This is a genomic window from Streptomyces griseomycini (genome assembly GCF_014203535.1).
GTDB lineage: Bacteria > Actinomycetota > Actinomycetes > Streptomycetales > Streptomycetaceae > Streptomyces > Streptomyces griseomycini.
This window is the reverse complement of the sequence record NZ_JACHJI010000002.1, coordinates 323,734-348,251: the sequence shown is the minus strand read 5'-3', so window position 1 is coordinate 348,251 and position 24,518 is coordinate 323,734. Positions and strand designations below refer to the sequence as shown.

The following is a 24,518-nucleotide window of genomic DNA, read 5'->3' as shown; positions in this document are numbered from 1 at the left end:
ACGGATGAGCGGGCCGGGTACCTGCGACGATAGGGGGCGTGGCAGGAAAGAACAGCATGCAGAAAACGGCCCGGGACATGATCCTGTCCCTGGGCCTCATAGGGCTGGTCTCGGGCGTCGTCTGGCTGTTCATCCCGCACGACGACAGCCCGCCCGACCTCAAGCGGGTGGACTACCGGGTCGACCTGCTCACCGCCCGTCGCGCCGCCTCCTACCCGGTGGCCGCCCCCGAGGGGCTGCCCGAGGCGTGGAAGCCCACCTCCGTCCGCTTCCGCGGCGACGAGGGCGACGCCTGGCACCTCGGCTACCAGACCCCCGACGGGCAGTACGTGGCGGTCGAGCAGTCCACCCAGAAGCCGCCGGTCTTCATCGAGGACGCGACGCAGGGCGCGGAGAAGACCGGGATCACCCAGCAGATCGACGGCAGGACCTGGACCCGGTACGAGGGCGGCCACTACGACGCCCTGGTGCTCGAGAGTGCCGACGGCTCGACCACGGTGGTGACGGGCACGGCGTCGATCGGGCAGCTGACGAAGATGGCCGAGGCGCTGCGGACCGAGTGACCGCGCCCGGCACGCCCGGCACGCGACGGGGCCCGGTGGATCGGCCGATCCACCGGGCCCCGTCGCGTGTGCGCCGTGCTCGGCTCAGACGGTCGTGACGACCTGCTCGTACGCCAGGCGCGGGCTGCGCGGGAACCAGGCGTCCGGGCCGGGGCGGCCGATGTTGACGACCATCAGCGGGGTGTGGTCGTCGTCCAGGAACTCCTTGCGGATGCCCTCGAAGTCGCAGCCGGTCATCGGGCCGGCCGCCAGGCCGGCGGCGCGCACGCCGATGATGAAGTAGGCGGCCTGGAGGGCGGCGTTCAGGGCGGCGCTGTTCTCCCGTACCACGCGGTCGCCGAAGACGGCGTCCTTGGCCTCCGGGAAGTGCGGGAAGAGGTGCGGCAGTTCCGCGTGGAACTCGTTGTCCGCGGAGAGGATCGCGACCAGCGGGGCGGAGGCGGTCTTGGACCGGTTGCCCTCGGCCATGTGCGCGACCAGGCGCTCACGGGCCTCCGCGGAGCGGACCAGCGTCACGCGCAGCGGGGACTGGTTCATGGAGGTCGGGCCGTACTTGACGAGGTCGTAGACGGCCTGCACCTGCTCGTCGGTCACCGGTTCGTCGGTGAACGTGTTCGCGGTGCGCGCCTCGCGGAACAGCAGGTCCTGGGCGGCCGGGTCGAGTACGAGAGTCATGCGTGAACCTTCTTGCGTGTACGTCGGGTCCGAGCGTCCGTGCGGGGGCACGGATCGGCTGACGGGACGACCGTACGCGCATGAAGTTCAATGCTCAACTAAATCTGGAATGCGGTGATCCAGTTCACAGGGGACTACTCGGTCCCCCCGGCCTCCTCCGCCCCGGCCTCCTCCGCCAGCGCCGCGTCCAGCCGCGCCCGCGCGCCGTCCAGCCGGCGCCGGCACACCTTGGCCAGCTCCTCGCCCCGCTCCCAGAGCGCGAGGGACTCCTCCAGTGACGTACCGCCCGCCTCCAGCCGCCGTACGACCTCGATCAGCTCGTCCCGCGCCTGCTCGTACCCGAGCTCCTCGGACGCCGCCTTCTGCTTCGCCTTGCCGGTCATGCGCTCACCCTTCGTCTCGTCCTTCGTTCCTGCTCCCGCGCGTCCGCTCTCACGCCTGTGCGTCGACCCGGACGGTGAACTCGCCCTCGGACACCCGCGCCCGCAACGCCTCACCGGCCTCCACCTCGCCCGGGGCGCGCACCGCCTGCCCGTCGGCCCGCTGGAGCACGGCGTACCCGCGCTTCAGGGTCGCGGCGGGGGACAGCGCCACCACGCGCGCGTGCGTGTGGGTCAGCTCGGAGTCGGCCCGGTCCAGCTGGTGCCGCAGCGAGCGCCGCCCCCGCTCGAGCAGCGCCGTGACCTCCTCGGCCCGGGCGTCGACCATCCGGTGCGGATCCTGCAGCGAGGGCCGGGCCAGCGCCTGGGACAGCCCGCGCTCCTCCCGGTCCACCAGCGCCCGGACGCAGCGCCGCGCGCGGTCGCGCAGCATCCGCACCCGCTCGTACTCCTCGCCCACGTCCGGGACGACCTTCTTGGCGGCGTCGGTCGGCGTGGAGGCGCGCAGGTCGGCGACGTGGTCGAGCAGCGGGCTGTCCGGCTCGTGCCCGATCGCGGAGACCACCGGCGTGCGGCAGGCCGCCACCGCCCGCACCAGCTGCTCGTCGGAGAACGGCAGCAGGTCCTCCACGCTGCCGCCGCCCCGCGCCACGATGATCACGTCCACGTCGTCGAGCGCGTCCAGCTCCTTCACCGCCTGGACCACCTGCGGCACCGCGTGCACCCCCTGCACGGCGACGTTGCGCACCTCGAAGCGGACCGCCGGCCAGCGGTGCCGGGCGTTCTCCAGCACGTCCCGCTCGGCGGCCGAGGCCCGCCCGCACACCAGCCCGACCAGCCGCGGCAGGAACGGCAGCGGCTTCTTCCGCTCCGGTGCGAACAGCCCCTCCCGCGCGAGCGACTTCCTCAGCTGCTCCAGCCGCGCGAGCAGCTCCCCCACCCCCACCGGCCGGATCTCCGCGGCCCGCAGCGACAGCTGCCCGCGCGGGGCGTACCACTCGGGCTTGCAGTGCACCACGACGCGCGCGCCCTCGCTCACGACGTCGGCCACGGCGTCGAACACCTGCCGGTAGCAGGTCACGCCCACGGAGATGTCGTGCGACGGGTCCCGCAGCGTCAGGAACACCACCCCGGCGCCCGGCCGCCGCGACAGCTGGGTGATCTGCCCCTCGACCCACACCGCGCCGAGCCGGTCGATCCACCCCCCGATGAGCCGCGACACCTCGCCGACCGGCAGGGGCGCTTCCGCAGACGTGTTGACAGCCATGCCGCGAGGGTAGTGCGCCCCACCGACAACGCACCGTGACCGGACCCCCGGGACACGGCCCTTACGATGGGACGCATGACCGCTTCGCCTGGCCGCCGTGTCCTGCTCGCCGCCCCCCGGGGCTACTGCGCGGGAGTGGACCGCGCCGTGATCGCCGTCGAGAAGGCCCTGGAGCAGTACGGGGCCCCCGTCTACGTCCGGCACGAGATCGTGCACAACAAGTACGTCGTGCAGACCCTGGAGAAGAAGGGCGCGATCTTCGTCGAGCGGACGGAGGAGGTGCCCCCGGGCAACATCGTCATGTTCTCCGCGCACGGCGTGGCGCCCGTCGTCCACGAGGAGGCCGCGCGCGGCAGGCTCGCCACCATCGACGCCACCTGCCCGCTGGTCACCAAGGTCCACAAGGAAGCGGTCCGCTTCGCCAACGACGACTACGACATCCTCCTGATCGGCCACGAGGGCCACGAGGAGGTCATCGGCACCTCCGGCGAGGCCCCCGACCACATCCAGCTCGTCGACGGGCCGGGCGACGTGGAGAAGGTCGAGGTCCGCGACCCGTCGAAGGTCGTCTGGCTCTCCCAGACCACGCTGAGCGTCGACGAGACCATGGAGACCGTCGACGCCCTCAAGGAGAAGTTCCCCCAGCTGATCTCCCCGCCCAGCGACGACATCTGCTACGCCACCCAGAACCGCCAGCTCGCGGTCAAGCAGATGGGCGCCGAGGCCGACCTGGTGATCGTGGTCGGCTCGCGCAACTCCTCCAACTCCAAGCGCCTGGTGGAGGTCGCCAAGCTCGCGGGCGCCCGCGCGGCGTACCTGGTGGACTTCGCCGACGAGATCGACGAGGCCTGGCTGGAGGGCGTGACCACGGTCGGCGTCACCTCGGGCGCCTCGGTGCCGGAGGTGCTGGTCGAGCAGGTGCTCGAGTGGCTGTCGCGGCGCGGCTTCGAGGACGTCGAGATCGTCAAGGCCGCGGAGGAGTCCATCACCTTCTCGCTCCCCAAGGAACTGCGCCGCGACCTGCGCGAGGAGGCGGCGGCCCTGGTGGCCGAGCGGGGCGGCGCCGGGACCGGTGAGGGTTCGGGGCAGTGACCGTGACGGTCACGGAGATCGATTCCATGACCGTCCGTCGTCCGTCGTAACGTAGGGCCATGCAGATCTTCGGCGTGGACATCGGCGGATCCGGCATCAAGGGTGCCCCGGTCGACCTGGACGAGGGGGACCTGGCGCAGGAGCGCCACAAGGTCCTCACCCCGCACCCCGCCACGCCGGACGCGGTGGCCGACGGCGTCAAGGAGGTCGTCGACCACTTCGGCTGGACCGGCCCGGTCGGCGTCACCTTCCCCGGGGTGGTCACCGACGGCACCACGATCCGCACGGCGGCCAACGTCGACAAGAGCTGGATCGACACCGACGCGCGCGTGCTGCTCGGCGACCGCCTGGGCGGCCTGCCGGTGACGGTGGTGAACGACGCGGACGCGGCCGGCGTCGCCGAGATGCACTTCGGCGCCGGCCGCCACCGCAGGGGCACCGTCATCCTGCTGACCTTCGGCACCGGCATCGGCAGCGCCCTGTTCGTGGACGGCGTCCTCGTCCCCAACACCGAGCTGGGCCACCTGGAGCTGCAGGGCCACGACGCGGAGAAGCGCGCCTCCAGCAGGGCCAGGGAGGACCACGACCTGTCGTGGGAGGAGTGGGCGCACCGGGTGCAGAAGTACCTGGCCCACGTGGAGATGCTGTTCTCCCCGGAGCTGTTCGTCATCGGCGGCGGCGTCAGCCGCAAGGCCCACAAGTTCCTGCACCACATCGAGGGCATCAAGGCCGAGATCGTCCCGGCGCAGCTGCAGAACAACGCGGGCATCGTGGGGGCGGCGATGCGGGCGGCCACGGGCGTGTAGGGGCGGCCCGGGCACACAGGGGGGTGGAGGGTCTGCCCGTGGGGCCCGGAGCGCCTCACGCGCGCGGCCGGTTGTTCGCGGCCCGCTGGTGGGCGACGCGGACCGTGCGGACGGTGCGGACCGCGAGGACCCTGCGGCCGAGCACGATCAGCCCGGTGACGAACGTCCCCCCGTACAGCCAGCCGGCCTGCGTCGCGAGACCCGTCACCAGTCCCATCAGCCGGCCGCCGGTCCCGTCGCCGTCGGCCAGCGGGAGCAGCCCCACGGCGAAGGCGATCGGCGCGATGACGGGCGCGGTGAGCAGGTCCCCTTCGCGCACCCAGAGCGCGGTCAGCACGCACACCGGCAGGAACAGCACGCCGTACACCGTCTGGGACGCCCCGAACGCCACGGCGACCAGAAGCCCGAGCACGAGCATCACCAGTGCGCAGAACAGCCCCCCGCCCAGCCCGGTGAGCCGCGGGTTGGGCAGCCGCCGGGCGGCCGGCTCGGGAACGGGGCGCCGCGCGGGCGCCGGCCGGCGCTGCGGCACACCGGCGGGCCGGGCCGGCCGGGGGGACCGCGCCACCCCGCCTCCCGCCGCCCGCCCCGCCTGCGGGGGCAGCGGCGACCCGGAGGACCCGGGTGGCCTGGGCGACCTGGACGGCGTGGGCGGCCTGGGCGGCGTGTCGCGTCGCGGTCCGTGCTGCGCGGGGCGCGTCCTGGGGTGCTCCATTGGACCAACTTAGGTCGTTTTATGTGCCGAATGGTTCCTCAGACACGCCGTGGGGCGAGGTCTGGCCAGACGTTCGATACGTCGCCGGGCCGCGGGCGGGCACGCCGTAGACTGGTGGATCGGCCCACGCAGCCCAGTCGCCGGGTCGTCGTCCCCCATCCTCACGTACGGGAAGTCGCAACGTGTCGCTCACGATCGGAATCGTCGGCCTGCCGAATGTCGGCAAGTCGACCCTGTTCAACGCCCTGACCAAGAACGACGTGCTGGCGGCCAACTACCCGTTCGCCACGATCGAGCCGAACGTCGGCGTCGTCGGCGTCCCCGACGCCCGCCTGGCCAAGCTGGCCGAGATCTTCGGCTCCCAGCGCATCCTCCCGGCCACGGTCGACTTCGTCGACATCGCCGGCATCGTGCGCGGCGCCAGCGAGGGCGAGGGGCTCGGCAACAAGTTCCTGGCGAACATCCGCGAGTCCGACGCGATCTGCCAGGTCATCCGCGCCTTCAAGGACGAGAACGTCGTGCACGTCGACGGCAAGGTCTCGCCGAAGGACGACATCGAGACGATCAACACCGAGCTGATCCTCGCCGACCTCCAGACCATCGAGAAGGTCCTGCCGCGGCTGCAGAAGGAGTCGCGGATCAAGAAGGACGTCGCGCCCAAGGTCAAGGCGGTCGAGGAGGCCAAGGAGATCCTGGAGAAGGGCGACACGCTCTTCGCGCACGGCATCGTCCAGGGCACCGAGCGCAACGAGCTCCTGCACGACCTGCACCTCCTCACCACCAAGCCCTTCCTCTACGTCTTCAACGTCGACGAGGACGAGCTGGTCGACGAGGACTTCAAGAACGAGCAGCGCGCCCTGGTCGCCCCCGCCGAGGCGATCTTCCTCAACGCCAAGCTGGAGGCGGACCTCGCCGAGCTGGACGAGGAGGACGCGATGGAGCTGCTGGAGTCCGTCGGCGCCGAGGAGCCCGGCCTGGCCACCCTCGCCCGCGTCGGCTTCGACACCCTCGGCCTGCAGACGTACCTCACGGCCGGCCCGAAGGAATCCCGCGCCTGGACCATCAAGAAGGGCGCCACCGCCCCCGAGGCCGCCGGCGTCATCCACACCGACTTCCAGAAGGGCTTCATCAAGGCCGAGGTCATCTCCTTCGCCGACCTGGTCGACGCGGGCTCGGTCGCCGAGGCCCGCGCCAAGGGCAAGGCGCGCATGGAGGGCAAGGACTACGTGATGCAGGACGGCGACGTCGTGGAGTTCCGCTTCAACGTGTAGTGCCTGATTCCTCGATCGGCCGAAGTGGCTGGTCGAGGGAGGAAACACCGGGGCAGGGGCCGGATCCCGGGATCCGGCCCCTGCCCCGGTTTCTCCAGCCGGTCCGAGGCTTTCCGGGCGCTGCGCGCAGCTGTGCACCGCGGCGCGCACCCGGGTCCCGCCCCGGAAACCGGAGACGCCGGGGAAGGGCCGACAGGACGGACGGCGGGGAGGGGCCGTGGATCAGGCGACCGGCGACGCGCACACCAGGAACGGCCCGGCCGCCTTGCTCCAGGACTCGCCCCGTGCGAGTGCGGCCGCTCCCTCCGTGCGCAGTGACCCGACGACGGGCGAGAGGAAGTCCGTACGCCAGTGCCGTACGGCTTCCTCCCGCATCCCGCTCGCGTCGACGACCGCGCCCACCCGTGCTTCGAGGACCGCCGCGCCCTGCGTGACGTCCTCGCCGGTCCACTTGTCCACGCGATCGGCCACCAGGGCCCAGGACAGCTCGATCATGCGTCGGATCGTAGAGGCGACGGCGGCGTGCCGGAAGAGGGCGGAGGGCAGGGTGTGACCTCCCGCTTCCGGGCCGGACTCCGCCGGGTCGCGGCAGCTCAGCGGTGGGAGGATGCGGGGACGGCGAGAGGGAGGCGGGCGCGTGGGGCGGGGCGAGCGGGACACGGTCGTGAGGGGAGCGCGACTGTACGAGGCGGCGCAGGCGCTGGCCGGCGACCACGGCAGGGCGGTCGAGGCGGTGCGGGCGGCGCTCGGGCCGATCCACGACGCGGCGGTGCAGCGGGAGCTCGACGCCATCCCCGTCGCCCGGCTGCAGGACATCACCGAAGGACGGCTGCGGCTGGGCAACGTGGAGAAGAGCGGACTGCGCACGGTGGGCCGTGTCCTCGAGGCAGGCCCCTATCGGCTGCGGCAGGTCCCCGGTGTCGGGCAGCGCACCGTCGACCAGATGATCGCCGCCGCCCGCCGGCTCTCCGAGGCCGTGCACGAGACCGTCGCCGTCCACATCGACGTGGACCGGCCGGAACCGGACACCACCGCGCTCGTCACGGCCCTGCACGTCCTGGTGGAGGCCGGCCCGGACGCCCGGCGCGCCGTCGACCGGGCTGCCGTCCTGTCGGAACGGCTCGGTCCGCTGCTGGCCGAGGCCAGGCCCGCCGCCGGGCGTCTCCGGATGCTCCTGGCGGGCCGGGAGAAGAGGGATCGCGCGCTGGCCGCGGTCACCGGGATCCGGTTGCTGGTGGACGAGGCGGAGCAGGCGGGCCTGCCCGGGCTGCTGGCCCAGGCTTCGGTGGACCTGCTGCGAGGGCCATCGACCGACGTCGCGGCCTGGACGGACTTCGAGCTCCGGTCCGCCGAGTACTACGGCCTGCTCGCCGAGATCTCCGGACGGCCGCCCGGCACGGCCGCCGCCGAGGGCTTCCTGCCGGACGAGATCGCCGAGCGGGTGCGGACCCAGCACCTCGACGACTCGCACCGGCGGGTCTCCCTGCGCGGCTACCAGGCGTTCGGCGCACGGTTCGTCCTTGCGCAACGCAAGGTGATACTCGGCGACGAGATGGGCCTCGGGAAGACGATCCAGGCGATCGCCGTGCTGGCGCACCTGGCCGCCGAGGGACAGGGCCACTTCGTGGTCGTCTGCCCGGCGAGCGTCCTCGTGAACTGGACCCGGGAGATCGAGGCCCGCAGCGCCCTGCGCGTCATCGTGCTCCACGGTCCTGACCGGCACGACGCGTTCGCCGACTGGAAGGAGCGGGGCGGGGTCGGGGTGACCACGTTCGACGCACTGCGCGGATTCCCGGTGCCGGGCGGCGGGGAGGTCGGACTGCTCGTGGTCGACGAGGCGCACTCCGTGAAGAACCCGCAGGCCAAGCGGTCGCAGACGGTCGCCCTGTGGGCGGAGCACTGCGAGCGCGCCCTGTTCATGACCGGAACCCCGATGGAGAACAGGGTCGCGGAGTTCCGCAGCCTGGTCCGGATGCTCGACAGCGGTGTCGCGGATTCCTTGGGCGAGCGGGACGCGCTGACCGGATCGGTCGCCTTCCGCAAGGCCGTCGCCCCCGTCTACCTGCGACGCAACCAGGAGGACGTGCTCACGGAACTGCCGAGTCTGCAGCAGACCGACGAGTGGGAGGAGCTGAGCGCGTCGGACGAGGAGGCGTACCGCGAAGCCGTGCGCGCCGGCAACTTCATGGCGATGCGCAGGGCCGCCTACCTGCGCCCCGGGAAGTCGGCCAAGTTGGACCGGCTGCGGGAGATCGTCCGGGAGGCCGGCGAGAACGGGCAGAAGACGGTGGTCTTCTCTCTCTTCAGAGACGTACTGGGCGTGGTGGGGGAAGCACTCGCGGCCGGACCCGCCGACGGCGCCCCGGTGTTCGGTCCGCTCACCGGAAGCGTCCCGGCCGGACGGCGGCAGCGGATCGTCGACGACTTCGCCGCTGTTCCGGGTCCCGCGGTGCTCCTGGCGCAGATCCAGGCGGCGGGCGTCGGCCTCAACATGCAGGCCGCCTCCGTCGTCGTCCTCTGCGAACCCCAGGTCAAGCCGACCCTGGAGCACCAGGCGGTGGCCCGGGCCCACCGCATGGGCCAGGTCAGGCCGGTCCGCGTGCACCGCCTCCTCGCCACCGGGGGAGTGGACGAACGCATGGTGAGGATGCTGGAGGACAAGACCCGCCTGTTCGACGCCTACGCCCGGCGCAGCGCCGTGGCCGAGGCCACCCCGGACGCGGTCGACGTGTCGGACACCGAACTGGCCCGACGGATCGTCGAGGAAGAGCAGGCACGCCTGGGCGTGACCGGCGGGGGACCACGGTCGGGTCGCCTCCGGGAAGCCGATGACGGCGTGGGGGCCGGTCCGCACGTGGACCGTTCCCGCACGTGATGCCGCACGTCGCCGGGCGCGGCCGTCGCGTTCTGCGGGTTCCGACGGACCGGCGCCGGTGCCCAGGAGGGGTCGGCCGGCGGTTCCGGAACCGCCGGAACGGGTTCACCGGAGGGTCTTCAGCGCACTCTCGGCGGCTGCCACGACCGTGCGTGCCTGGTGCTCCACCTGGTGCCGCACGGGCACCCAGCGCAGGCGCAGGGCCTTCTCGAAGTCCGTGCACCACGCGGTGAAGAGGGCGTCCAGCTCGCGGTGCAGCCCCGGTGCGGCGTCGTCGTCCGCCGCCTCCAGCAGCCGCAGCAGAAGGCCCGCCGCACGGAGCGGTTGCCGGCGGGCCACGACGTCCAGCGAGCAGACCTGCGCCGTGGTGGGCCGCCGCGGGTCATCGGCGTGGGACACCTCGGCCGCCTGCCGGGCGAGCGGTTCCCAGGAGTCGGCGACCAGGTCGTAGAGGCCGTCGGCCATCCACTCCAGCACGCGCCTGAGCGGACTCTCCCCCGGCGGCGGCAGGAATCCGCGCGCCTTGCCGAGGAGGGCGGTCACCCGCCGTCCGTCGTCCCGCACCAGCCCGGACAGGTCGCGCAGCACGTGGGCCGCCTCCGGGTGCGGGGACGGGTCCTCGGCCGCGTCGGTCGCCCACATGGGCACTTCGACGATCGCGGTGACGCCGCCGTACCGCGCGGGTGCGCACCAGGTGGACGACCCGATGTTCTCGGACCCGGCCGCCAGGCGGCCGGTGCTGTCCGGCGGAGGCAGGACGTAGACCGCGGGGCTCGGGTTCTCCCAGTACAGGGCGTCGTACGTGCCGTGCTGGACCGGGATGCCGAGCTCCCCGGCGGACGTCCGGAAGGGCACGGCGAGTCCGGGGAGGTCGCGGGTCAGCTGGACCCAGCTGCCGCCCGCTTCGACGTTGTGCAGGGAGCACTGGAGGAACGGGCGCAGTTCGTCGATCACGTCGAACAGCGCCTGGCTCTCCGGCAGGTGCCGCGACTCGATCGGCGCCCACTCCGGCTGCTCCGCCGCGACCGGACGGAAGGCGGTGCGGTAGTAGCTCTCCAGGGTGTGGTCGGGTCCGGCCGTCGCCTCCTCGATCCCCCGGCTCAGCGCGGCGCCGTCCGGATCCAGGCACAGGACGATGTCCCAGGTGACGAGCTCGGGGTCGGTCGCCGCGGACCACCGGTCGCCGCGTGCCACCCGCTCCGCCAGCGCGATCGCGGTCGCGCCGCCGACCGGCTCGTCGGGGTGCGGTCGGGCGACCACCAGGACGTGACGCGGACCGTGCCCCACGGACAGCATCAGGATCGGACGGCCCGCGCGGGACGTCCCGATCCGGCGCAGGCGGCCGGCCCCGGGGTACCGGGAGACCAGCCGCCGCGCCGCCTCGGTGACCTCCGCGACCGTGAGGTAGCGGTCCATCGTGCGCGTCCGGTCAGGCGCCGCCGTTGCCACCGCTGTCGCCGGTGGTCTCCTTCTTGTCCAGCGGACGGATCTCGATCTTGTTCGGCATGCCGTGTCCTCCCGTGGCGGTTGTGGCGTGCAGTGGGTCGTGGTGCTCTTGCCAGAGTTCGCCTTCCGGATCACTGTTGTCAATGTCCGTTGTCCTCGGGGGAGTTGGGACTGAAGGGATTGGCGCGAAGATGACGGTGCACGCGATGCGACGGCCCCGCGTCAAGCCGGAGCACCGGGCCTACAGGACGGTGGACGGGCACGTGAGGATCGGGAGCGTCGTCCACGGCGTCGGTGCCGAGGTCAGGGACCCCGACGGCTGGGTGTGGACGCTGGTCGAGGCCATGGACGGTACGCGGGACCCCGCTGCCGTCGTCGCCGAGGTGTCCCGCCGCCACCCGGGGCTGCGGCTGCCGGCCCCGGACATCGTCCGGGCGATGGCCGACCTGACCGCGGCCGGGTACGTGGAGGACGCCGGTGCCGCGCCGCCGGCGGAGCTGTCCGAGCGGGAACGCGAGCGGTACAGCAGGGGCGTGGCCCTGCTGCGCTGGATGGACCTCCGGCCGAGGGAGAGCTCCTGGGAGCCGCAGCTGCTGCTGCGTCGCGCCCGGGTCCTGCTGGTCGGCGTCGGCGGCACCGGCGGGGCCGCCGCGCGGGACCTGGTGGCCTCCGGAGTGGGGTGGCTGCACTGCGTCGAACCGGATGTCGTCGAGCTGTCCAACCTCAACCGGCAGACCCTCTTCCGCGAGCAGGACCTCGGTACGCCCAAGATCGACGCGGCGCTGACGGCGTTGCGCGCCCTGAACCCGCACACGACGGTCACCGGCGAACGCCGCGAGGTGCGCGGCCCGGCGGACCTCGAGGACCTGCTGACCGGCGGGTCCGGTGACGGGCCGGCGTACGACGTGCTGCTGCTGGCCGCCGACCGCCCCGCCGTGATCCGCAGGTGGGCCAACCAGGTCTGTCTGGCCTCCGGCACGCCGTGGGCCGAAGCCGGCTACCGCGGCCCCCTGGTGAGCGTCGGCGTCTTCTCGCCCGGCCGGGGCGCGTGCTGGGAGTGCCTGCGCAGCACCGAGATCGAGCGGCGCGATCTGCGGCTCGCGCCCGGCCAGGACGAGGAGGCCGCCTCGCCCCGCATGCCGTGGAACCCGGTCAACGCCGTGACCGCGGGCCTGTCCGGCAGTCTGCTGGCCCATGCCGCCCTCGTGCTGCTGTGCGGCGTCCCGCCGGTCGATCCCGGGTGCCGGTTCGGCCTCAACCTCATGGTGCCCGGCGACCCGGTCATGCAGCGTTCGGGGCGGCGTCCCGACTGCCCCGCCTGCGGACCGGGACCGGCGGCGGCCCCGGGGCCGGTGGCGGGTCCGGAGGGGAACCCTGAACCGGCGGCGGACCCGGGACCGGAGGACCTCCCGTGACGGACACCGCGGCGCAGGACCGCCCCCGGATCGAACCGTCGACCCGCGTCCTGCTGCACGACCTGGCGGTGCGGCGGGACCGGGACGAGTGGATCGTGGGCCGCATGGCCACCCGGACCTTCGTCGCCGTGCCGGAGGCCGGGGCGCGCGCGCTGGAACTCCTGGGCGAGGGGCTGAGCGTGGCCCGCACGGCGGAGACACTGCGCGACGAGACCGGTGAGGAGTTCGCGGTCACGGACTTCGTCCGGGACCTGGCCGCTCTGGGGTTCGTGGCGCGGATCGGGGACCGGCCGGTGCCGGACGCCGAACCGGCGCGCGCGTCACTGCCGTGGCTGCGCCCCCACCACGTCCGGTTCGCCCTGCACCCGGTGCTCCCCGTGCTCGTCGGAGCGCTGCTGACGGCCGCCGTCGCCGTCCTGGTCCGCCGTCCCGACCTGCTGCCGGACTATCACGACCTGCTGTGGAGCCCGCACGGCAGCCTGGTCCTGCTCACCGGGGCGGCGGCCGGGTGGGCGCTGCTGCTGGCCCACGAGCTGGCGCACCTGGTCACCGCCCGAGCCGTGGGCGTGCCGGGGAGGATGCGGCTGGGCACCCGGCTGCAGTTCCTCGTCATGCAGACCGACATCAGCGGCATCGAGCTCGCGGCCCGCCGCCACCGGCTGACGGCCTACCTGGCCGGTATCGCCCTCAACCTGTCCGTCGCCTCGTCCCTGGTCCTGGTCCTCGCCCTGACGGACACCGGTACGACGGCCCACCGGCTGCTGGCCGCGGCCCTGCTGCTGGCCCTGATGCCGCTGCCCTTCCAGTGCCTGGTCTTCACCCGTACGGACCTGTACTTCGTCCTCCAGGACCTCACCGGCTGCCGGAACCTGTACGGCGACGGTCTCGCCTACGCCCGGTACGCGTTCCGGCGGGCGGTGCGGTTGCCGAGCCCCGGCGGGACCACCGGGACCGGCGACCCGAGCACCCGGCTGCCCCCGCACGAGCGCCGGGCCGTCCGGCTCTACAGCGTCGTCCTCGTGGTCGGCACGGCGGCCTGCCTGGCGTTCATGGCCGCCGTCACCCTCCCCGTGGACATCGCCCTGCTGGTCCGCGCGGCACGGGGACTGGGGCCGGAGCACGGCCTCGCGGGCAACGCCGACTCGGTGACCGTGCTGGTCGTCCTGGGCGGGGTCAACGTCCTGTGGCTGGTCACCTGGTGGCGCAACCGCCGTTCACGCGGGTCGTCGGGGAGGCCCTGAGAGCGGTGCGACCGCCTGCCGCTCCCGGGCACTCGAACAGGGGGAGGACGCCGGCGTCCGGGGCGGGACCACCGCCGGGCAGCGCCGTTCCGCCGGCCGTGCGCCGCCCGGCGCCCCGCGGGGAGGCGGGGAGCCGCCGGACCGGTCAGGAACGGAGAAGCGCGGGCCGGGGAGCCGTACCTAGCCTGATCGGCATGGACCTCACCATTCACACCACCGTTCTCCCGCACGACGACCCGGACGCCTCCCTGGCCTTCTACCGCGACGTCCTCGGCTTCGAGGTCCGCAGCGACGTCGGGCAGGGAAAGATGCGCTGGATCACGGTCGGCCCGGCCGGGCGGGCCGGTACGTCCATCCTCCTGGCGCCGCCGGCCGCCGACCCCGGGATCACCGAGGACGAGCGCCGCACCATCGCCGAGATGATGGCCAAGGGCACCTACGGCTGGATCCTGCTGGCCACCCCGGACCTCGACGGCACGTTCGAGAAGGTGCAGGCCCGCGACGCCGAGGTGGTCCAGGAGCCGACCGAGCAGCCGTACGGCGTCCGCGACTGCGCCTTCCGCGACCCCGCGGGCAACCTGGTCCGCATCCAGGAACTCCGCTGAACCGTCCGGCCGTCGCCGCCGGGCACCCCGCCGCCCGCCCCGGCACGCACCCGGCGGGGTGCCCGCGGACCTCGATGAGAAGGAGTTCCCTCATGTGTCACCCCTCGTGGGGGCGCGCACGCGCCGCGGCGCAGCGCCTGAGCGACTTCGCGCGACTGCGCCGCGTCCGCGACCGGATCGACCGGGAGCACGCGCGGCCGCTCGACGTCGAGGCGCTCGCCCGCGGCGCGGACATGCCCGCCGGGCACCTCGGCCGCCTGTTCCGGCTGGCCTACGGCATGTCGCCGTACGCGTACCTGACGGCGCGTCGCGTCGAGCGCGCGACGGTGCTGCTGCTCCACGGCGACCTCGCCGTCGACGAGGTCCGCCGCGCGGTCGGCTGCCCGTCGCCGGCCGTCTTCGCCGCCCGCTTCACCGAGCTGGCCGGCACGGAGCCCGGCGCCTACCGGGCCGCGCACCGGACGGCGGCGGAACCGAGCAGGAACGAAGAAGCACCGGCCGTCGCGCCGCACCTAGCGTGACGGCCATGGCATTCATCGAATCCGTGACCCTCGAGGTGGCCGACCCCACGGCCGCCGACCGCTTCCACACCACCGCCTTCGGCCTGGGCGGTCAGGTACGCCTGCGGGCCTCGCAGGCGCCGACGACCGGCTTCCGCGGCTTCACGCTGTCGCTCGTGGTGCCCCGGCCGGCCGACGTCGACGCCCTCGTCGGCGCCGCCGTGGACGCCGGCGCCACGACGCTGAAGCCCGCCGCCAGGTCGCTCTGGGGCTACGGGGGCGTCGTGCAGGCCCCGGACGGGACGATCTGGCAGGTCGCGTCGTCGAAGAGGGACACCGGCCCGGCCACCGGGCGGATCGACGAGATCGTGCTCCTGCTGGGGGTCGAGGACGTGAAGGCGAGCAAGCGGTTCTACGTGGGCCGGGGCCTCGCCGTGGCGAAGGGCTTCGGCGGCAAGTACGTCGAGTTCGCCACCGGATCGGGTCCCGTCAAGCTGGCGCTGTACAAGCGCCGTGGCCTGGCCAAGGTCGCCGGCGTGTCCCCCGACGGCACCGGATCGCACCGGATCGTGATCGGCGGCGGTGCCGGACCGTTCACCGACCCGGACGGGTTCGCGTGGGAGGCCGCGTCCCCGGCGCTCACGAACTGACCGACGACCGACGGAGCCCTTCCCCCGCAGGGAGGTCCGAGCGGCTCACGGCCGCCGCTCGTCGCCCCCGCCGCGCCGTTCCCGCCGCGTCGCCCTCCGGCACGCCTCCGCGTACCCCCGGACCAGCGGCCGGCCGGCGTCCCGCTTCCGCCAGGCCAGGGCGTACCGGCTGGGGGAGAGGTCGCGGACCGGGCGGGTGGTGACGCCGCCGAGGGTGACGAGCGGGGCGTTGCCGGTGGCGACGAAGCAGATGCCCAGGCCCGCCACCAGGGCCTCGTACGTCTCCTCCGTGCCGGCGATCTCCGCGCCGACGCGGGGCGGGCCGCCGGGGCGTTCGTCGAGGGCGAGCCAGTGGTCGCGCAGGACGCCCGCGCTCGGGGGCAGGGCCAGGAACGGTTCGTCGGCCAGGTCGGCGAGGGTGAGTTCCGCGCGGGCGGCCAGGGGGTGGGTGTCGGGGAGGGCGACCAGGCGCGGCTCCTCGGCGACCACCGTCCAGGCGTAGCGCTCGGGGTCCGGCAGCGGCAGCCAGACGAACGCCACGTCCGCCTCGCCGTCCGCCAGACCCGCCGTCGGGTCCTCCCAGCTCACCTGCCGCAGCCGGACCACCGCCTCGGGGTGCGCGGCGGTGAAGCGGGAGCGGACCGCCGGGAGCAGGCCACCGCGGCCCGGGCTGGTGCTCATGCCCACCACCAGCGTGCTGCGCTGCGCCGCCCGGGTCCGCTCCACCGCGGCCGCCCCCTCCTCCCACGCGGCCAGTACCCGCCGCGCGTGCGGCAGCAGCGCCGCACCGGCCCCGGTGAGGGCCACGCCCTGCCGGTCCCGGTGGAACAGCTCCACGCCCAACTGCCGTTCCAGCGCCCGCACCTGCTTGCTCAGCGCGGGCTGCGACACGTACAGGCGCTCGGCGGCGCGCGTGAAGTGCAGTTCCTCGGCCACGGTCAGGAAGGAGCGCAGGTCCCTCACGTGCACGTCCGTCGTCATGCCCATCGGTTATCACCGGGGGTCTTGGACGGGCAACTCGACGCGGTGGAAGGGTGGTTCACGTCACCGGTACGGACAGACGACGACGGACGGGGAACCGAGATGAACAAGGTGTGGCTGATCACGGGCGCGAGCAGCGGGTTCGGGCGGGCGATCGCCGAGGCGGCCCTCGCCGACGGCGACGTGGTGGTCGGCGCGGTCCGCCGGCCCGAGGCGCTGGACGACCTGGTGGCCGCCCACCCCGACCAGGTGGAGGCGCTGCGCCTGGACGTCGCCGACACGGCGGGCGCCGAGGCGGCGGTGCGGGACGTGGTGGCGCGGCACGGGCGGATCGACGTCCTGGTCAACAACGCGGGGCGGACGCATGTCGGGGCCTTCGAGGAGACCTCCGACGAGGAGCTGCGCGAGCTGTTCGACGTGCACGTCTTCGGCCCGGCCGCGCTGGTGCGCGCCGTCCTGCCGGGCATGCGCGAGCGGCGATCGGGGGCGATCGTGCAGATGAGCAGCATGGGCGGCCAGATGTCCTTCGCCGGTTTCGGGGCGTACAGCGGCACCAAGTTCGCGCTGGAGGGCATGTCGGAGGCGCTCGCGGACGAGGTGCGGGAGTTCGGCGTCAGGGTGCTGATCGTCGAGCCGGGATCCTTCCGCACCGGGCTGTTCGGCGCCGGCCGGGCGGGCGTCAGCCGGGACAGCGGCCTGTACCCGAAGGTCGGCGAGACCCGCTCCCTCGTCGCCGGCGGCGACGGCACCCAGCCCGGCGATCCGGCCAAGGCGGCGGCCCTCGTCCTGGCCGCCCTGGAGGCGGAGCGCACCCCGCTGCGCCTGCCGCTCGGCGACGACGGCGTGAGCGCGGTGCTCGGCCACCTCGACCAGGTCCGCGAGGAGGTCCTGGCCTGGGAGAAGCGCACCCGGGCGACCGGCTTCGACGACTGACGTCCACCCGGCACCGGGCCGGGCGGCCGCGCGGAGGACGCGCGGGCCGCCCGGCCCGTGCGCGCGCCGCCGGTCGCCCGGCCGGCGCGTGGCCGGGAGTATGTGACAGATACATGATAAGAGCATTACGTTCGCGCAGGGCCCTTGTGCAATTCCTGTGGAACCCTCAATCTTTCGGCTGGTGCACGGACACGGCCGCCCGCTCATTGACATGATCCTGCCAATGATTGGGTCGTTCCGTCACGCCCGCGGCCCCGTGCGTCACCGATCCACCGCACCGCCCCCCACAGCAACGCACCACCGATCGAGGAGGACCCCTCAGATGGCAGTGATGCGTCACCCCCGGCGGAGCACCACCCGAAGACTCACCACGCTCGGCGCGGCGACCGCCGCGGCCCTCGTCGCGAGCCTCGTCTCCGCCCTCCCCGCGGGCGCGGCCCCGGCCGCGCCCGAAGGCCGCGTCCAGTACGAGGGCGCCGCGAACGCCGTCGCCGGCAGCTACATCGTGACCCTCGATGCGGACGAGGCCCGCTCGGGCTCCGCCGAGGGCCGCGCCCTGGCCGAGAAGTACGGCGCCGACATCGAGCGCACCTACACCAAGGCCCTCAACGGCTACGAGGTCGAGGCGTCCGAGACCGAGGCGAAACGCCTCGCCGCCGACCCGGCCGTCGCCTCGGTGGTCCAGAACCGCACCTTCCACGCCACCGGCACCCAGCCCAGCCCGCCCTCCTGGGGCCTGGACCGGATCGACCAGCGGAACCTCCCGCTGAACAGCTCCTACACCTACCCGGACTCGGCCGGTCAGGGCGTGACGGCGTACGTCATCGACACCGGCGTCCGCATCACGCACAGCGACTTCGGCGGCCGTGCCTCCTACGGCTACGACGCGATCGACAACGACAACACCGCCCAGGACGGCCACGGCCACGGCACCCACGTCGCCGGCACGGTCGCGGGCAGCGCCCACGGCGTCGCGAAGAAGGCGAAGGTCGTCGGCGTCCGGGTGCTGAACAACTCCGGCTCCGGCACCACCGCCCAGGTCGTCGCCGGCATCGACTGGGTCGCGCGGAACGCGGTCAAGCCGGCCGTCGCCAACATGTCCCTCGGCGGCGGCGCCGACAGCGCCCTCGACACGGCCGTGCGCAACGCCGTCGCCTCCGGCGTCACCTTCGTCGTCGCGGCCGGCAACGAGTCCACCGACGCCTCCACCAAGTCCCCGGCCCGCGTCACCGAGGCGATCACCGTCGGCGCCACCACGTCCGGCGACGCCCGCGCCAGCTACTCCAACTACGGCTCCGTCCTGGACCTCTTCGCCCCGGGCTCCTCCATCACCTCCGCCTGGCGCACCAGCGACACGGCCACCAACACCATCTCCGGCACGTCCATGGCGAGCCCGCACGTCGCCGGCGCCGCCGCGCTCCACCTGGCCGACAACCCCTCGGCCACCCCCGCCCAGGTCTCCTCCGCGCTGACCTCCGCCGCCACCACCGGCGTCGTCGGCAACCCGGGCAGCGGCTCGCCCAACCGCCTGCTGTACGTGGGTGACGGGGGCACCACCCCGCCCCCGACCGGCGACCGCTTCGAGAACACCGCCGACTACACCGTCGCCGACAACTCCACCGTCGAGTCCCCGGTGACCGTCTCCGGCGTCTCCGGCAACGCGCCCTCGGACCTGGCCGTCGAGGTCGACATCACCCACACCTACATCGGTGACCTCCAGGTCCAGCTGGTCGCCCCCGACGGCACGGCGTACACGCTGAAGTCGTACGGCACCGGCGGCAGCGCGAACGACATCGACACCACGTACACCGTCGACGCCTCCGCGGAGACGGCGAACGGCACGTGGAAGCTGAGGGTCAGCGACAACGCCTGGTGGGACTCCGGGCGGCTCAACGGCTGGGCCCTGCAGTTCTGACACCGTGCTGAAGCGGCCCCGAGGCCGCGTCAGCCCACGGAGTCGCCCTCGTCCTCGGGGAAGGGCTTCGGGTCGGTGACCCAGCCCGCCGCGAGGACGAGGCGCGTCGCGCGGTGCACGGCGAGGAAACCGAAGGGGCGGGCGAAGCGGGCCGTCACCTTCCTCTTCCGGTGCGGCAGCTCGCCGGCGTCCTTGCCCAGGAACATCATGCCCATCGCGCTCACCGCGGTCGCCCGGAAACCGTCCGCACCGAACGCGGCCGTGACCGACTGCCGGGCGGAGCCCAGGGCGAGCGGATCGGCGCTGATGCCGGGGAAACGGCCGGCCGAGGTGTCGCAGGCGGCCAGGAGCCCGAAGCGCACCGGATCGCGCAGCAGGTCGTGGTCGGCGGTGAGGGCGAACGCGACGGTGTCCACCACCAGTTCCGGCGGTCCGGGGTGCGGCACCGGCACCTCGGCCACGCTCAGCCCCGGACCCGCCGGCCCCTCCTCCAGCAGGCTCCCCGGCACCGACGGCACGGCGCCGCCGAGCTCGTCCACCCCGGCGGCGAGCACCTCGGGCGCACCCGCACGCTCGTCGCCCAGGAGCAGGTGGACGTCCACGCCCGTCTCCCCGCGCACCGCCACCCGCGTGACCCTGCCCGCGGCCGCCCGGATCACGGCGACCGCGTCCAGGCCGGTGCCGGTGCGGGTGAGCCCGGCCACGAGCTTCCCGCGGCCGCGCCCGCCCCGCCACAGGCCGGGGCCGCCCTCGAACGGCTCCTCCCAGGTGGTGCGCAGCACCAGCGCGCTCGCCAGGACCAGCTCCGTCCGGGGGTCCGGCTCCACCGGCATCCTCGGGACGGCTCCGTCCGACCGCTCGACCGCCCAGGCGTCGAGCGCCTTCCGGTCCGCCTCCGGATCCCCCGTGAGCACCCCGTGCGTCCCCTCCGGCAACCCCCGGCGCCACTCCTCCCGCAGCTCCAGCGCCCGTGCGGTCCACAGACCGAGGGCGGCCTCCAGGCCGGGCACCCCCCGCAGCGCCGCCAGCAGCTCCCGCCCCGCCCGCGCGGCCTCGTCCGCCGGCACCCCGAGCGCCGCCTCCAGCTCCGCACGCGCCTCGTCCGCCGCCCCGTCCGCCAGGAAGGCCAGCAGGGGCCAGACCCCGGCGGCCGAGAACACCGTGCCCCCGGACACCTCCGCCGCCCGGCGCGCCGTCAGGAGGTCGACGGCCCGGATCGTCGCGTTCGTCACCCGTGTTCTTCCCCCGCTCGCCCCGCGCATACGATGCGCCTCGTGTCCATACCTCCGCCCTCCGGGCCCCAGCACCCCCAGGACGCGCAGGGCCCCCAGGGCCCGTACTCCGCTCCTCCGCAGCCCCGAGGCCCGTACCCGGCGCCGCAGTTCCCCCACGGCGGCGGTCCGGGCCTCGCGCCCTACGGACTGTACGGACCCCACGGTCCCCGGCCCCCGGCCGCCGTCAACGGGGTGGCCATCGCCGCCCTCGTGTTCGGAGTGATGTGCCTCCTGCCGGCCGTCGGGCTCGTGCTGGGGCTGATCGCGCTGCGGCAGATCCGGCGGCGGGGGGAACGCGGCCGGGGCATGGCGATCGCCGGGTCCGTGCTGTCGTCCCTCGGGCTCGCGCTGTGGGTGGCGTCGCTCGCCACGGGCGTCGCGGCCGACGTCTGGGAGGGCTTCAAGGACGGGGCGCGCGGCAACGGGGTCCTCGCGCTGCGGAAGGGGGACTGCTTCGACTCGCCCGGCGGTCTGGAGGGCCTGGCCTACGAGGCCGACCGGGTGCCCTGCGCGGACGAGCACGACGGCGAGGTCTTCGCGCTGGTCACCCTGCCCGACGGCGTCTACCCGGGGGACGCCCGCCTCGCCGACACCGCCGACGAGCGGTGCTACGCGCTCCAGGACGCCTACGCCATGGACAGCTGGGCGGTGCCCGACGACGTGGACGTGTACCACCTCGTCCCGTCCCGGGAGAGCTGGCGCTACGGCGACCGCGAGATCACCTGCGTCTTCGGCAACCGGGACGCGCAGGCCACCCTCACCGGCTCGCTGCGCAGGGACGAGACCACGCTCGACGCGCACCAGGTGGCCTACCTCGAGGCGGCCCGTGTCCTCGACACGGCGCTGGGCGAGGCCCCCGAGGCCGAGTTCGTCGAGGACGACCTGCCCGGCCACAAGGAATGGGCGGACCGGGTCTCGAAGGCGCTCGCCGAGCAGGCCGGGATGCTGCGCGGGCACGCGTGGCCCGCCGGCGCCGAGCGGCCGGTGACGGACCTGGCCGGCGAGCTGGAGGAGGCCGAGGAGGAGTGGGCGAGGGCCGCGGGGGCCGACGACGCGGACACGTACCACGAGCACCACGACAGGGGCTGGGAGCTCATCGACGCCCGCAAGTCGGTCACCGCGCGCAAGGCCCTGGGCCTGGACACCTCGCCACCCGTGTACGACGAGGAGGCCGAGCGCGACGCCGGGGGCGGCGAGATGGAGGTGTGACGGCCGCTATAGCGGGGAGAAAGTGCCTGGTAAAGCCCTTGCGCGGCGCATGCATCACATCGAGTGATTCTCTGGCCTTCGCTTGCCCGGGCCAACCTACGGTTGCCACGCTGTTGCTGTCTGTACAACCTGATGGGAGCGGCCAGTGACTTTCGGTGAGCAGCCGGCGTACCTGCGCGTCGCGAGCGATCTCCGCAAGAAGATCGTCGACGGCCGGCTGCCACCGCACACCCGCCTCCCCTCGCAGGCGAGGATCCGCGAGGAGTACGGCGTCTCGGACACGGTCGCGCTGGAGGCGCGCAAGGTGCTCATGGCGGAAGGCCTGGTCGAGGGCCGCTCCGGCTCGGGGACGTACGTGCGCGAGCGGCCGGTGCCCCGGCGGGTCGCCCGCTCCGGGTTCCGCCCGGAGCGCGGGGCCACGCCCTTCCGCCAGGAGCAGGCCGACGCGAGCGTCCACGGCACCTGGGAGTCCAGCAGCGAGCGGACCGAGGCCTGCGCCGCCGTCGCCGAGCGGCTCGGCATCGAACCCGGTGACCGCGTGATGTGCACCAAGTACCTCTTCCGGGAGGCCGGCGAGGCGGTGATGCTCTCCACCTCCTGGGAGCCGCTGGCCCTGACCGGCCGGACGCCCGTGATGCTGCCCGAGGAGGGTCCGCTGGGCGGCATGGGCGTCGTCGAGCGCATGCGCGCCATCGACGTGATCGTGGACAACGTCACCGAGGAGGTCGGCGCCCGTCCCGGCCTCGCCGAGGAACTGGTCCTGCTGGGCGGCGTCCCCGGGCACGTCGTCCTCGTCATCCAGCGCACGTACTTCGCCTCGGGGCGCCCGGTGGAGACGGCCGACGTGGTCATCCCGGCCGACCGCTACCGGGCCGCCTACCACCTCCCGGTGAAGTAGCGCCGCCGGTGCCGTAGCGCCGTCCTGCCGGACGGAGTGCTCTCCCGGTGGCGCGCGACGCGCCGTGCGCTCCGTCCGTCGAGCCGTCGCACGCCCGTCCCGCCCCTTCCCCGCCCCTTCCCCGCCCCGGCACCGCTTCCGCTCCGGCGCGCGGCCCGGGGCGCGGCCGCCCCGCCGCCGCAGCGATCTGGTCGTTCTCGCAGGCCGCCCGGGGGTGGCGCGTACGGGGCGGCATGTCGCTGACCGGACGCGTCGGTCACCGCGCACGGCGCATCCACCACCGTGCGCCCCCTCGCGTACTGGCTGGTTGCGTGCCTCTTTGTGAAAAGGCGTATTCGCTGAGTGAAGGTAAGGCGTAGGCTCAGGCATATGCGGACTGCGGTTTCCTTACCGGGCGGGGCGCGGCACAGGTCGCGGGCGGGAAGTGGAGGGGCTCGATGAACGACGGCACGGTCACTCTCCCCTGGCTCGTCGTGCGGCAGGACGACAACGGCAACCGGTACCGCGTGGGCCGGTACGCGACCCGCGCCGAGGCGCAGAAGATCGCGGACAGCCTCGACAGCCGCGGACACAAGCAGCTGTACTGGGTCGAGCGGATCGGCCAGAACGGAACGTCCGTCGGCTGACGCCGGCCGCCGCCGGGGTGCCCGGCCGGTCTCCCGTAGGCTCCGGCGCATGAGCGAGCGGATCGTGGTGGTCGGGGCGGCCCTGTGGCACGAGGGGCGGCTGCTCGCCGCCCGCCGGAGCGCACCCGCCGAGCTGGCCGGGCGCTGGGAGCTGCCCGGGGGCAAGGTCGAGCCGGGGGAGGCCCCGGACGCGGCCGTCGTGCGCGAGCTGCGCGAGGAACTCGGCGTCGACGCCGAGGCCGGTGAACGCGTCCCGGGGGAGTGGCCGTTGAGGCCGCCCTACGTGCTGCAGGTGTGGACCGCCCGCCTGCGCCCCGGGTCGCTCGCCCCCCGGCCCCTCGAGGACCACGACGCGCTGCGCTGGCTCGCCCCCGCCCGGATCTGGGACGTCGACTGGCTCGATCACGACGTGCCCGCCGTCCGGGACACCCTCACCCACCTCGGTCTCGCCGCCCGGCAGTCGTAGGGGGCGCACGCGTCGTGCACGCCTCGCGCGCCGCCCGGGCCGTGCCCCCGCCGACACGCGGTGTGCCTCCCCGCGCCGCTCGTGCCACAATGCGCCGCCGTGCGCGGTACGTGGCCCGACGTATCGGGTATGTGCCCATTAACCCCCTGGAACCGGACATGGGTGGACTCGCTGGGCGGGGAAGTGATCCGCTTGATCGACACCGAAGGCGACTACGCCGAGTGGACGTTCCCCGCGGACCCGGGGGCCGTGCGCGCCGCCCGTTCCGCCGTCCGTGCCCGGCTGCGCGGCTGGGACCTCGACAGCGTCGGCGACCTCACGGCCCTGCTGGTCAGCGAACTGGTCACCAACGCCCTGCGGCACGCCACCGGCCCCATCGGTGTCCGCCTGGTGCGCCCCGCCGACCTCGGCGGTGTCCTCCTGGTGGAGGTCTCCGACCCGCTTCCCGAGTTCCCCCACGAGCGCGTCGCCCGGCCCGACGACGAGGGCGGTCGCGGGCTGCAGCTCCTGGAATCCACCTCCCGCCGCTGGGGCACCCGGCCCGGCGGCGCGGGCAAGACCGTGTGGTTCGAACTCGCGGTGCCGCGATGAGGCACGGCGCCACCGCCCGCGGGTGTACGCCCCCGCTCCTCCCGTCCACCGGCCGGTACGGTCCGGTGGACGGTTGCCGAAGAGGGGGTTCGACGGTGTGTCCGCTGGTTAGAAGACTGGAAGT

The 24,518-nt window shown here is 73.8% G+C and carries 25 protein-coding genes; 17 read left to right on the top strand and 8 right to left on the bottom strand.

Features of this window, described 5'->3' with window-relative positions:
- Positions 1-56: 56 nt before the first annotated feature.
- Positions 57-563 (top strand): DUF4245 domain-containing protein, encoded by a 507-nt coding sequence (locus FHS37_RS06120; RefSeq protein WP_184818007.1) that lies wholly within the window; start codon positions 57-59, stop codon positions 561-563.
- An 84-nt stretch (positions 564-647) separates the two neighbouring features.
- Here FHS37_RS06120 and FHS37_RS06115 read toward each other — a convergent pair whose 3' ends face one another.
- The 3 genes from FHS37_RS06115 to xseA form a co-directional block, all read right to left on the bottom strand.
- Entirely contained in the window at positions 648-1,238 is a 591-nt protein-coding gene (locus FHS37_RS06115) for a malonic semialdehyde reductase (protein ID WP_184818006.1), read from the bottom strand.
- 134 nt (positions 1,239-1,372) lie between these two features.
- Positions 1,373-1,621: an exodeoxyribonuclease VII small subunit gene (locus FHS37_RS06110; protein WP_184818005.1), complete on the bottom strand. Its 249-nt coding sequence runs from the start codon at positions 1,619-1,621 to the stop codon at positions 1,373-1,375.
- Between the two features lie 49 nt (positions 1,622-1,670).
- Positions 1,671-2,885 carry an exodeoxyribonuclease VII large subunit gene (xseA, locus tag FHS37_RS06105; protein WP_184818004.1) on the bottom strand — a complete coding sequence of 405 codons (1,215 nt, stop codon included), beginning with the start codon at positions 2,883-2,885 and terminating at the stop codon, positions 1,671-1,673.
- Positions 2,886-2,951: 66 nt separating this feature from the next.
- Here xseA and FHS37_RS06100 point away from each other — a divergent pair, with 66 nt between their 5' ends.
- On the top strand, positions 2,952-3,977 hold the full coding sequence (locus FHS37_RS06100) for a 4-hydroxy-3-methylbut-2-enyl diphosphate reductase (RefSeq protein ID WP_184818003.1): 1,026 nt from the start codon (positions 2,952-2,954) through the stop codon (positions 3,975-3,977).
- A 59-nt stretch (positions 3,978-4,036) separates the two neighbouring features.
- Positions 4,037-4,783, top strand: coding sequence for a polyphosphate--glucose phosphotransferase (gene ppgK / locus FHS37_RS06095; RefSeq protein WP_184818002.1), 747 nt, complete (start codon positions 4,037-4,039; stop codon positions 4,781-4,783).
- A 55-nt stretch (positions 4,784-4,838) separates the two neighbouring features.
- Here ppgK and FHS37_RS06090 read toward each other — a convergent pair whose 3' ends face one another.
- Positions 4,839-5,498 carry a DUF6542 domain-containing protein gene (locus FHS37_RS06090; RefSeq protein ID WP_184818001.1) on the bottom strand — a complete coding sequence of 220 codons (660 nt, stop codon included), beginning with the start codon at positions 5,496-5,498 and terminating at the stop codon, positions 4,839-4,841.
- A 182-nt stretch (positions 5,499-5,680) separates the two neighbouring features.
- On the opposite strand from FHS37_RS06090, the gene ychF reads away from it, so the two are divergent.
- A complete protein-coding gene (ychF, locus tag FHS37_RS06085; protein WP_184818000.1) occupies positions 5,681-6,769 on the top strand; it encodes a redox-regulated ATPase YchF in 1,089 nt (362 codons plus the stop codon).
- 222 nt (positions 6,770-6,991) lie between these two features.
- Here the strand turns inward: ychF and FHS37_RS06080 are convergent, their stop codons facing one another.
- On the bottom strand, positions 6,992-7,264 hold the full coding sequence (locus tag FHS37_RS06080) for a hypothetical protein (RefSeq protein ID WP_184817999.1): 273 nt from the start codon (positions 7,262-7,264) through the stop codon (positions 6,992-6,994).
- Between the two features lie 112 nt (positions 7,265-7,376).
- On the opposite strand from FHS37_RS06080, the gene FHS37_RS06075 reads away from it, so the two are divergent.
- Positions 7,377-9,644: a DEAD/DEAH box helicase gene (locus FHS37_RS06075; protein ID WP_184817998.1), complete on the top strand. Its 2,268-nt coding sequence runs from the start codon at positions 7,377-7,379 to the stop codon at positions 9,642-9,644.
- Positions 9,645-9,749: 105 nt separating this feature from the next.
- On the opposite strand, the gene FHS37_RS06070 is transcribed toward FHS37_RS06075, so the two are convergent.
- A complete protein-coding gene (locus FHS37_RS06070; RefSeq protein WP_184817997.1) occupies positions 9,750-11,060 on the bottom strand; it encodes a M14 family zinc carboxypeptidase in 1,311 nt (436 codons plus the stop codon).
- Between the two features lie 221 nt (positions 11,061-11,281).
- Between FHS37_RS06070 and FHS37_RS06065 the strand changes: the two genes are divergently transcribed.
- The 5 genes from FHS37_RS06065 to FHS37_RS06045 all read left to right on the top strand — a co-directional run bounded on the left by FHS37_RS06065 (position 11,282) and on the right by FHS37_RS06045 (position 15,501).
- Positions 11,282-12,505, top strand: coding sequence for a ThiF family adenylyltransferase (locus tag FHS37_RS06065; protein WP_184817996.1), 1,224 nt, complete (start codon positions 11,282-11,284; stop codon positions 12,503-12,505).
- On the top strand, positions 12,502-13,746 hold the full coding sequence (locus FHS37_RS06060; protein WP_184817995.1) for a hypothetical protein: 1,245 nt from the start codon (positions 12,502-12,504) through the stop codon (positions 13,744-13,746). Before FHS37_RS06065 ends, FHS37_RS06060 begins: the two co-directional genes overlap by 4 nt.
- A 194-nt stretch (positions 13,747-13,940) precedes the next feature.
- Complete coding sequence (locus tag FHS37_RS06055) at positions 13,941-14,351, top strand: VOC family protein (RefSeq protein ID WP_184817994.1); 411 nt, start codon at positions 13,941-13,943, stop codon at positions 14,349-14,351.
- Positions 14,352-14,443: 92 nt separating this feature from the next.
- Positions 14,444-14,872: a helix-turn-helix transcriptional regulator gene (locus FHS37_RS06050; RefSeq protein ID WP_184817993.1), complete on the top strand. Its 429-nt coding sequence runs from the start codon at positions 14,444-14,446 to the stop codon at positions 14,870-14,872.
- A gap of 5 nt (positions 14,873-14,877) precedes the next feature.
- Positions 14,878-15,501 (top strand): VOC family protein, encoded by a 624-nt coding sequence (locus FHS37_RS06045; RefSeq protein ID WP_184817992.1) that lies wholly within the window; start codon positions 14,878-14,880, stop codon positions 15,499-15,501.
- 45 nt (positions 15,502-15,546) lie between these two features.
- On the opposite strand, the gene FHS37_RS06040 is transcribed toward FHS37_RS06045, so the two are convergent.
- The gene (locus FHS37_RS06040; protein ID WP_184817991.1) at positions 15,547-16,488 is read right to left on the bottom strand and encodes a LysR family transcriptional regulator; all 942 of its coding nucleotides are present in this window, start codon (positions 16,486-16,488) and stop codon (positions 15,547-15,549) included.
- A gap of 96 nt (positions 16,489-16,584) precedes the next feature.
- Here FHS37_RS06040 and FHS37_RS06035 point away from each other — a divergent pair, with 96 nt between their 5' ends.
- Both FHS37_RS06035 and FHS37_RS06030 read left to right on the top strand, forming a co-directional pair.
- Positions 16,585-17,415, top strand: a complete 831-nt coding sequence (locus FHS37_RS06035) for an oxidoreductase (protein WP_184817990.1) — start codon at positions 16,585-16,587, stop codon at positions 17,413-17,415.
- A gap of 322 nt (positions 17,416-17,737) precedes the next feature.
- A complete protein-coding gene (locus FHS37_RS06030; RefSeq protein ID WP_184817989.1) occupies positions 17,738-19,330 on the top strand; it encodes a S8 family peptidase in 1,593 nt (530 codons plus the stop codon).
- Positions 19,331-19,359: 29 nt separating this feature from the next.
- Here FHS37_RS06030 and FHS37_RS06025 read toward each other — a convergent pair whose 3' ends face one another.
- Positions 19,360-20,562: a serpin family protein gene (locus tag FHS37_RS06025; RefSeq protein WP_308439489.1), complete on the bottom strand. Its 1,203-nt coding sequence runs from the start codon at positions 20,560-20,562 to the stop codon at positions 19,360-19,362.
- Positions 20,563-20,604: 42 nt separating this feature from the next.
- Between FHS37_RS06025 and FHS37_RS06020 the strand changes: the two genes are divergently transcribed.
- The 5 genes from FHS37_RS06020 (at position 20,605) to FHS37_RS06000 (ending at position 24,394) form a co-directional block, all read left to right on the top strand.
- Positions 20,605-21,813: a DUF4190 domain-containing protein gene (locus tag FHS37_RS06020; protein ID WP_229889998.1), complete on the top strand. Its 1,209-nt coding sequence runs from the start codon at positions 20,605-20,607 to the stop codon at positions 21,811-21,813.
- Positions 21,814-21,958: 145 nt separating this feature from the next.
- Positions 21,959-22,711 carry a GntR family transcriptional regulator gene (locus tag FHS37_RS06015; protein WP_184817986.1) on the top strand — a complete coding sequence of 251 codons (753 nt, stop codon included), beginning with the start codon at positions 21,959-21,961 and terminating at the stop codon, positions 22,709-22,711.
- A gap of 437 nt (positions 22,712-23,148) precedes the next feature.
- Positions 23,149-23,337 (top strand): SPOR domain-containing protein, encoded by a 189-nt coding sequence (locus FHS37_RS06010; protein WP_184817985.1) that lies wholly within the window; start codon positions 23,149-23,151, stop codon positions 23,335-23,337.
- 49 nt (positions 23,338-23,386) lie between these two features.
- Positions 23,387-23,803 (top strand): (deoxy)nucleoside triphosphate pyrophosphohydrolase, encoded by a 417-nt coding sequence (locus FHS37_RS06005; RefSeq protein WP_184817984.1) that lies wholly within the window; start codon positions 23,387-23,389, stop codon positions 23,801-23,803.
- Between the two features lie 129 nt (positions 23,804-23,932).
- Complete coding sequence (locus FHS37_RS06000) at positions 23,933-24,394, top strand: ATP-binding protein (RefSeq protein ID WP_221499402.1); 462 nt, start codon at positions 23,933-23,935, stop codon at positions 24,392-24,394.
- Positions 24,395-24,518: the final 124 nt, after the last annotated feature.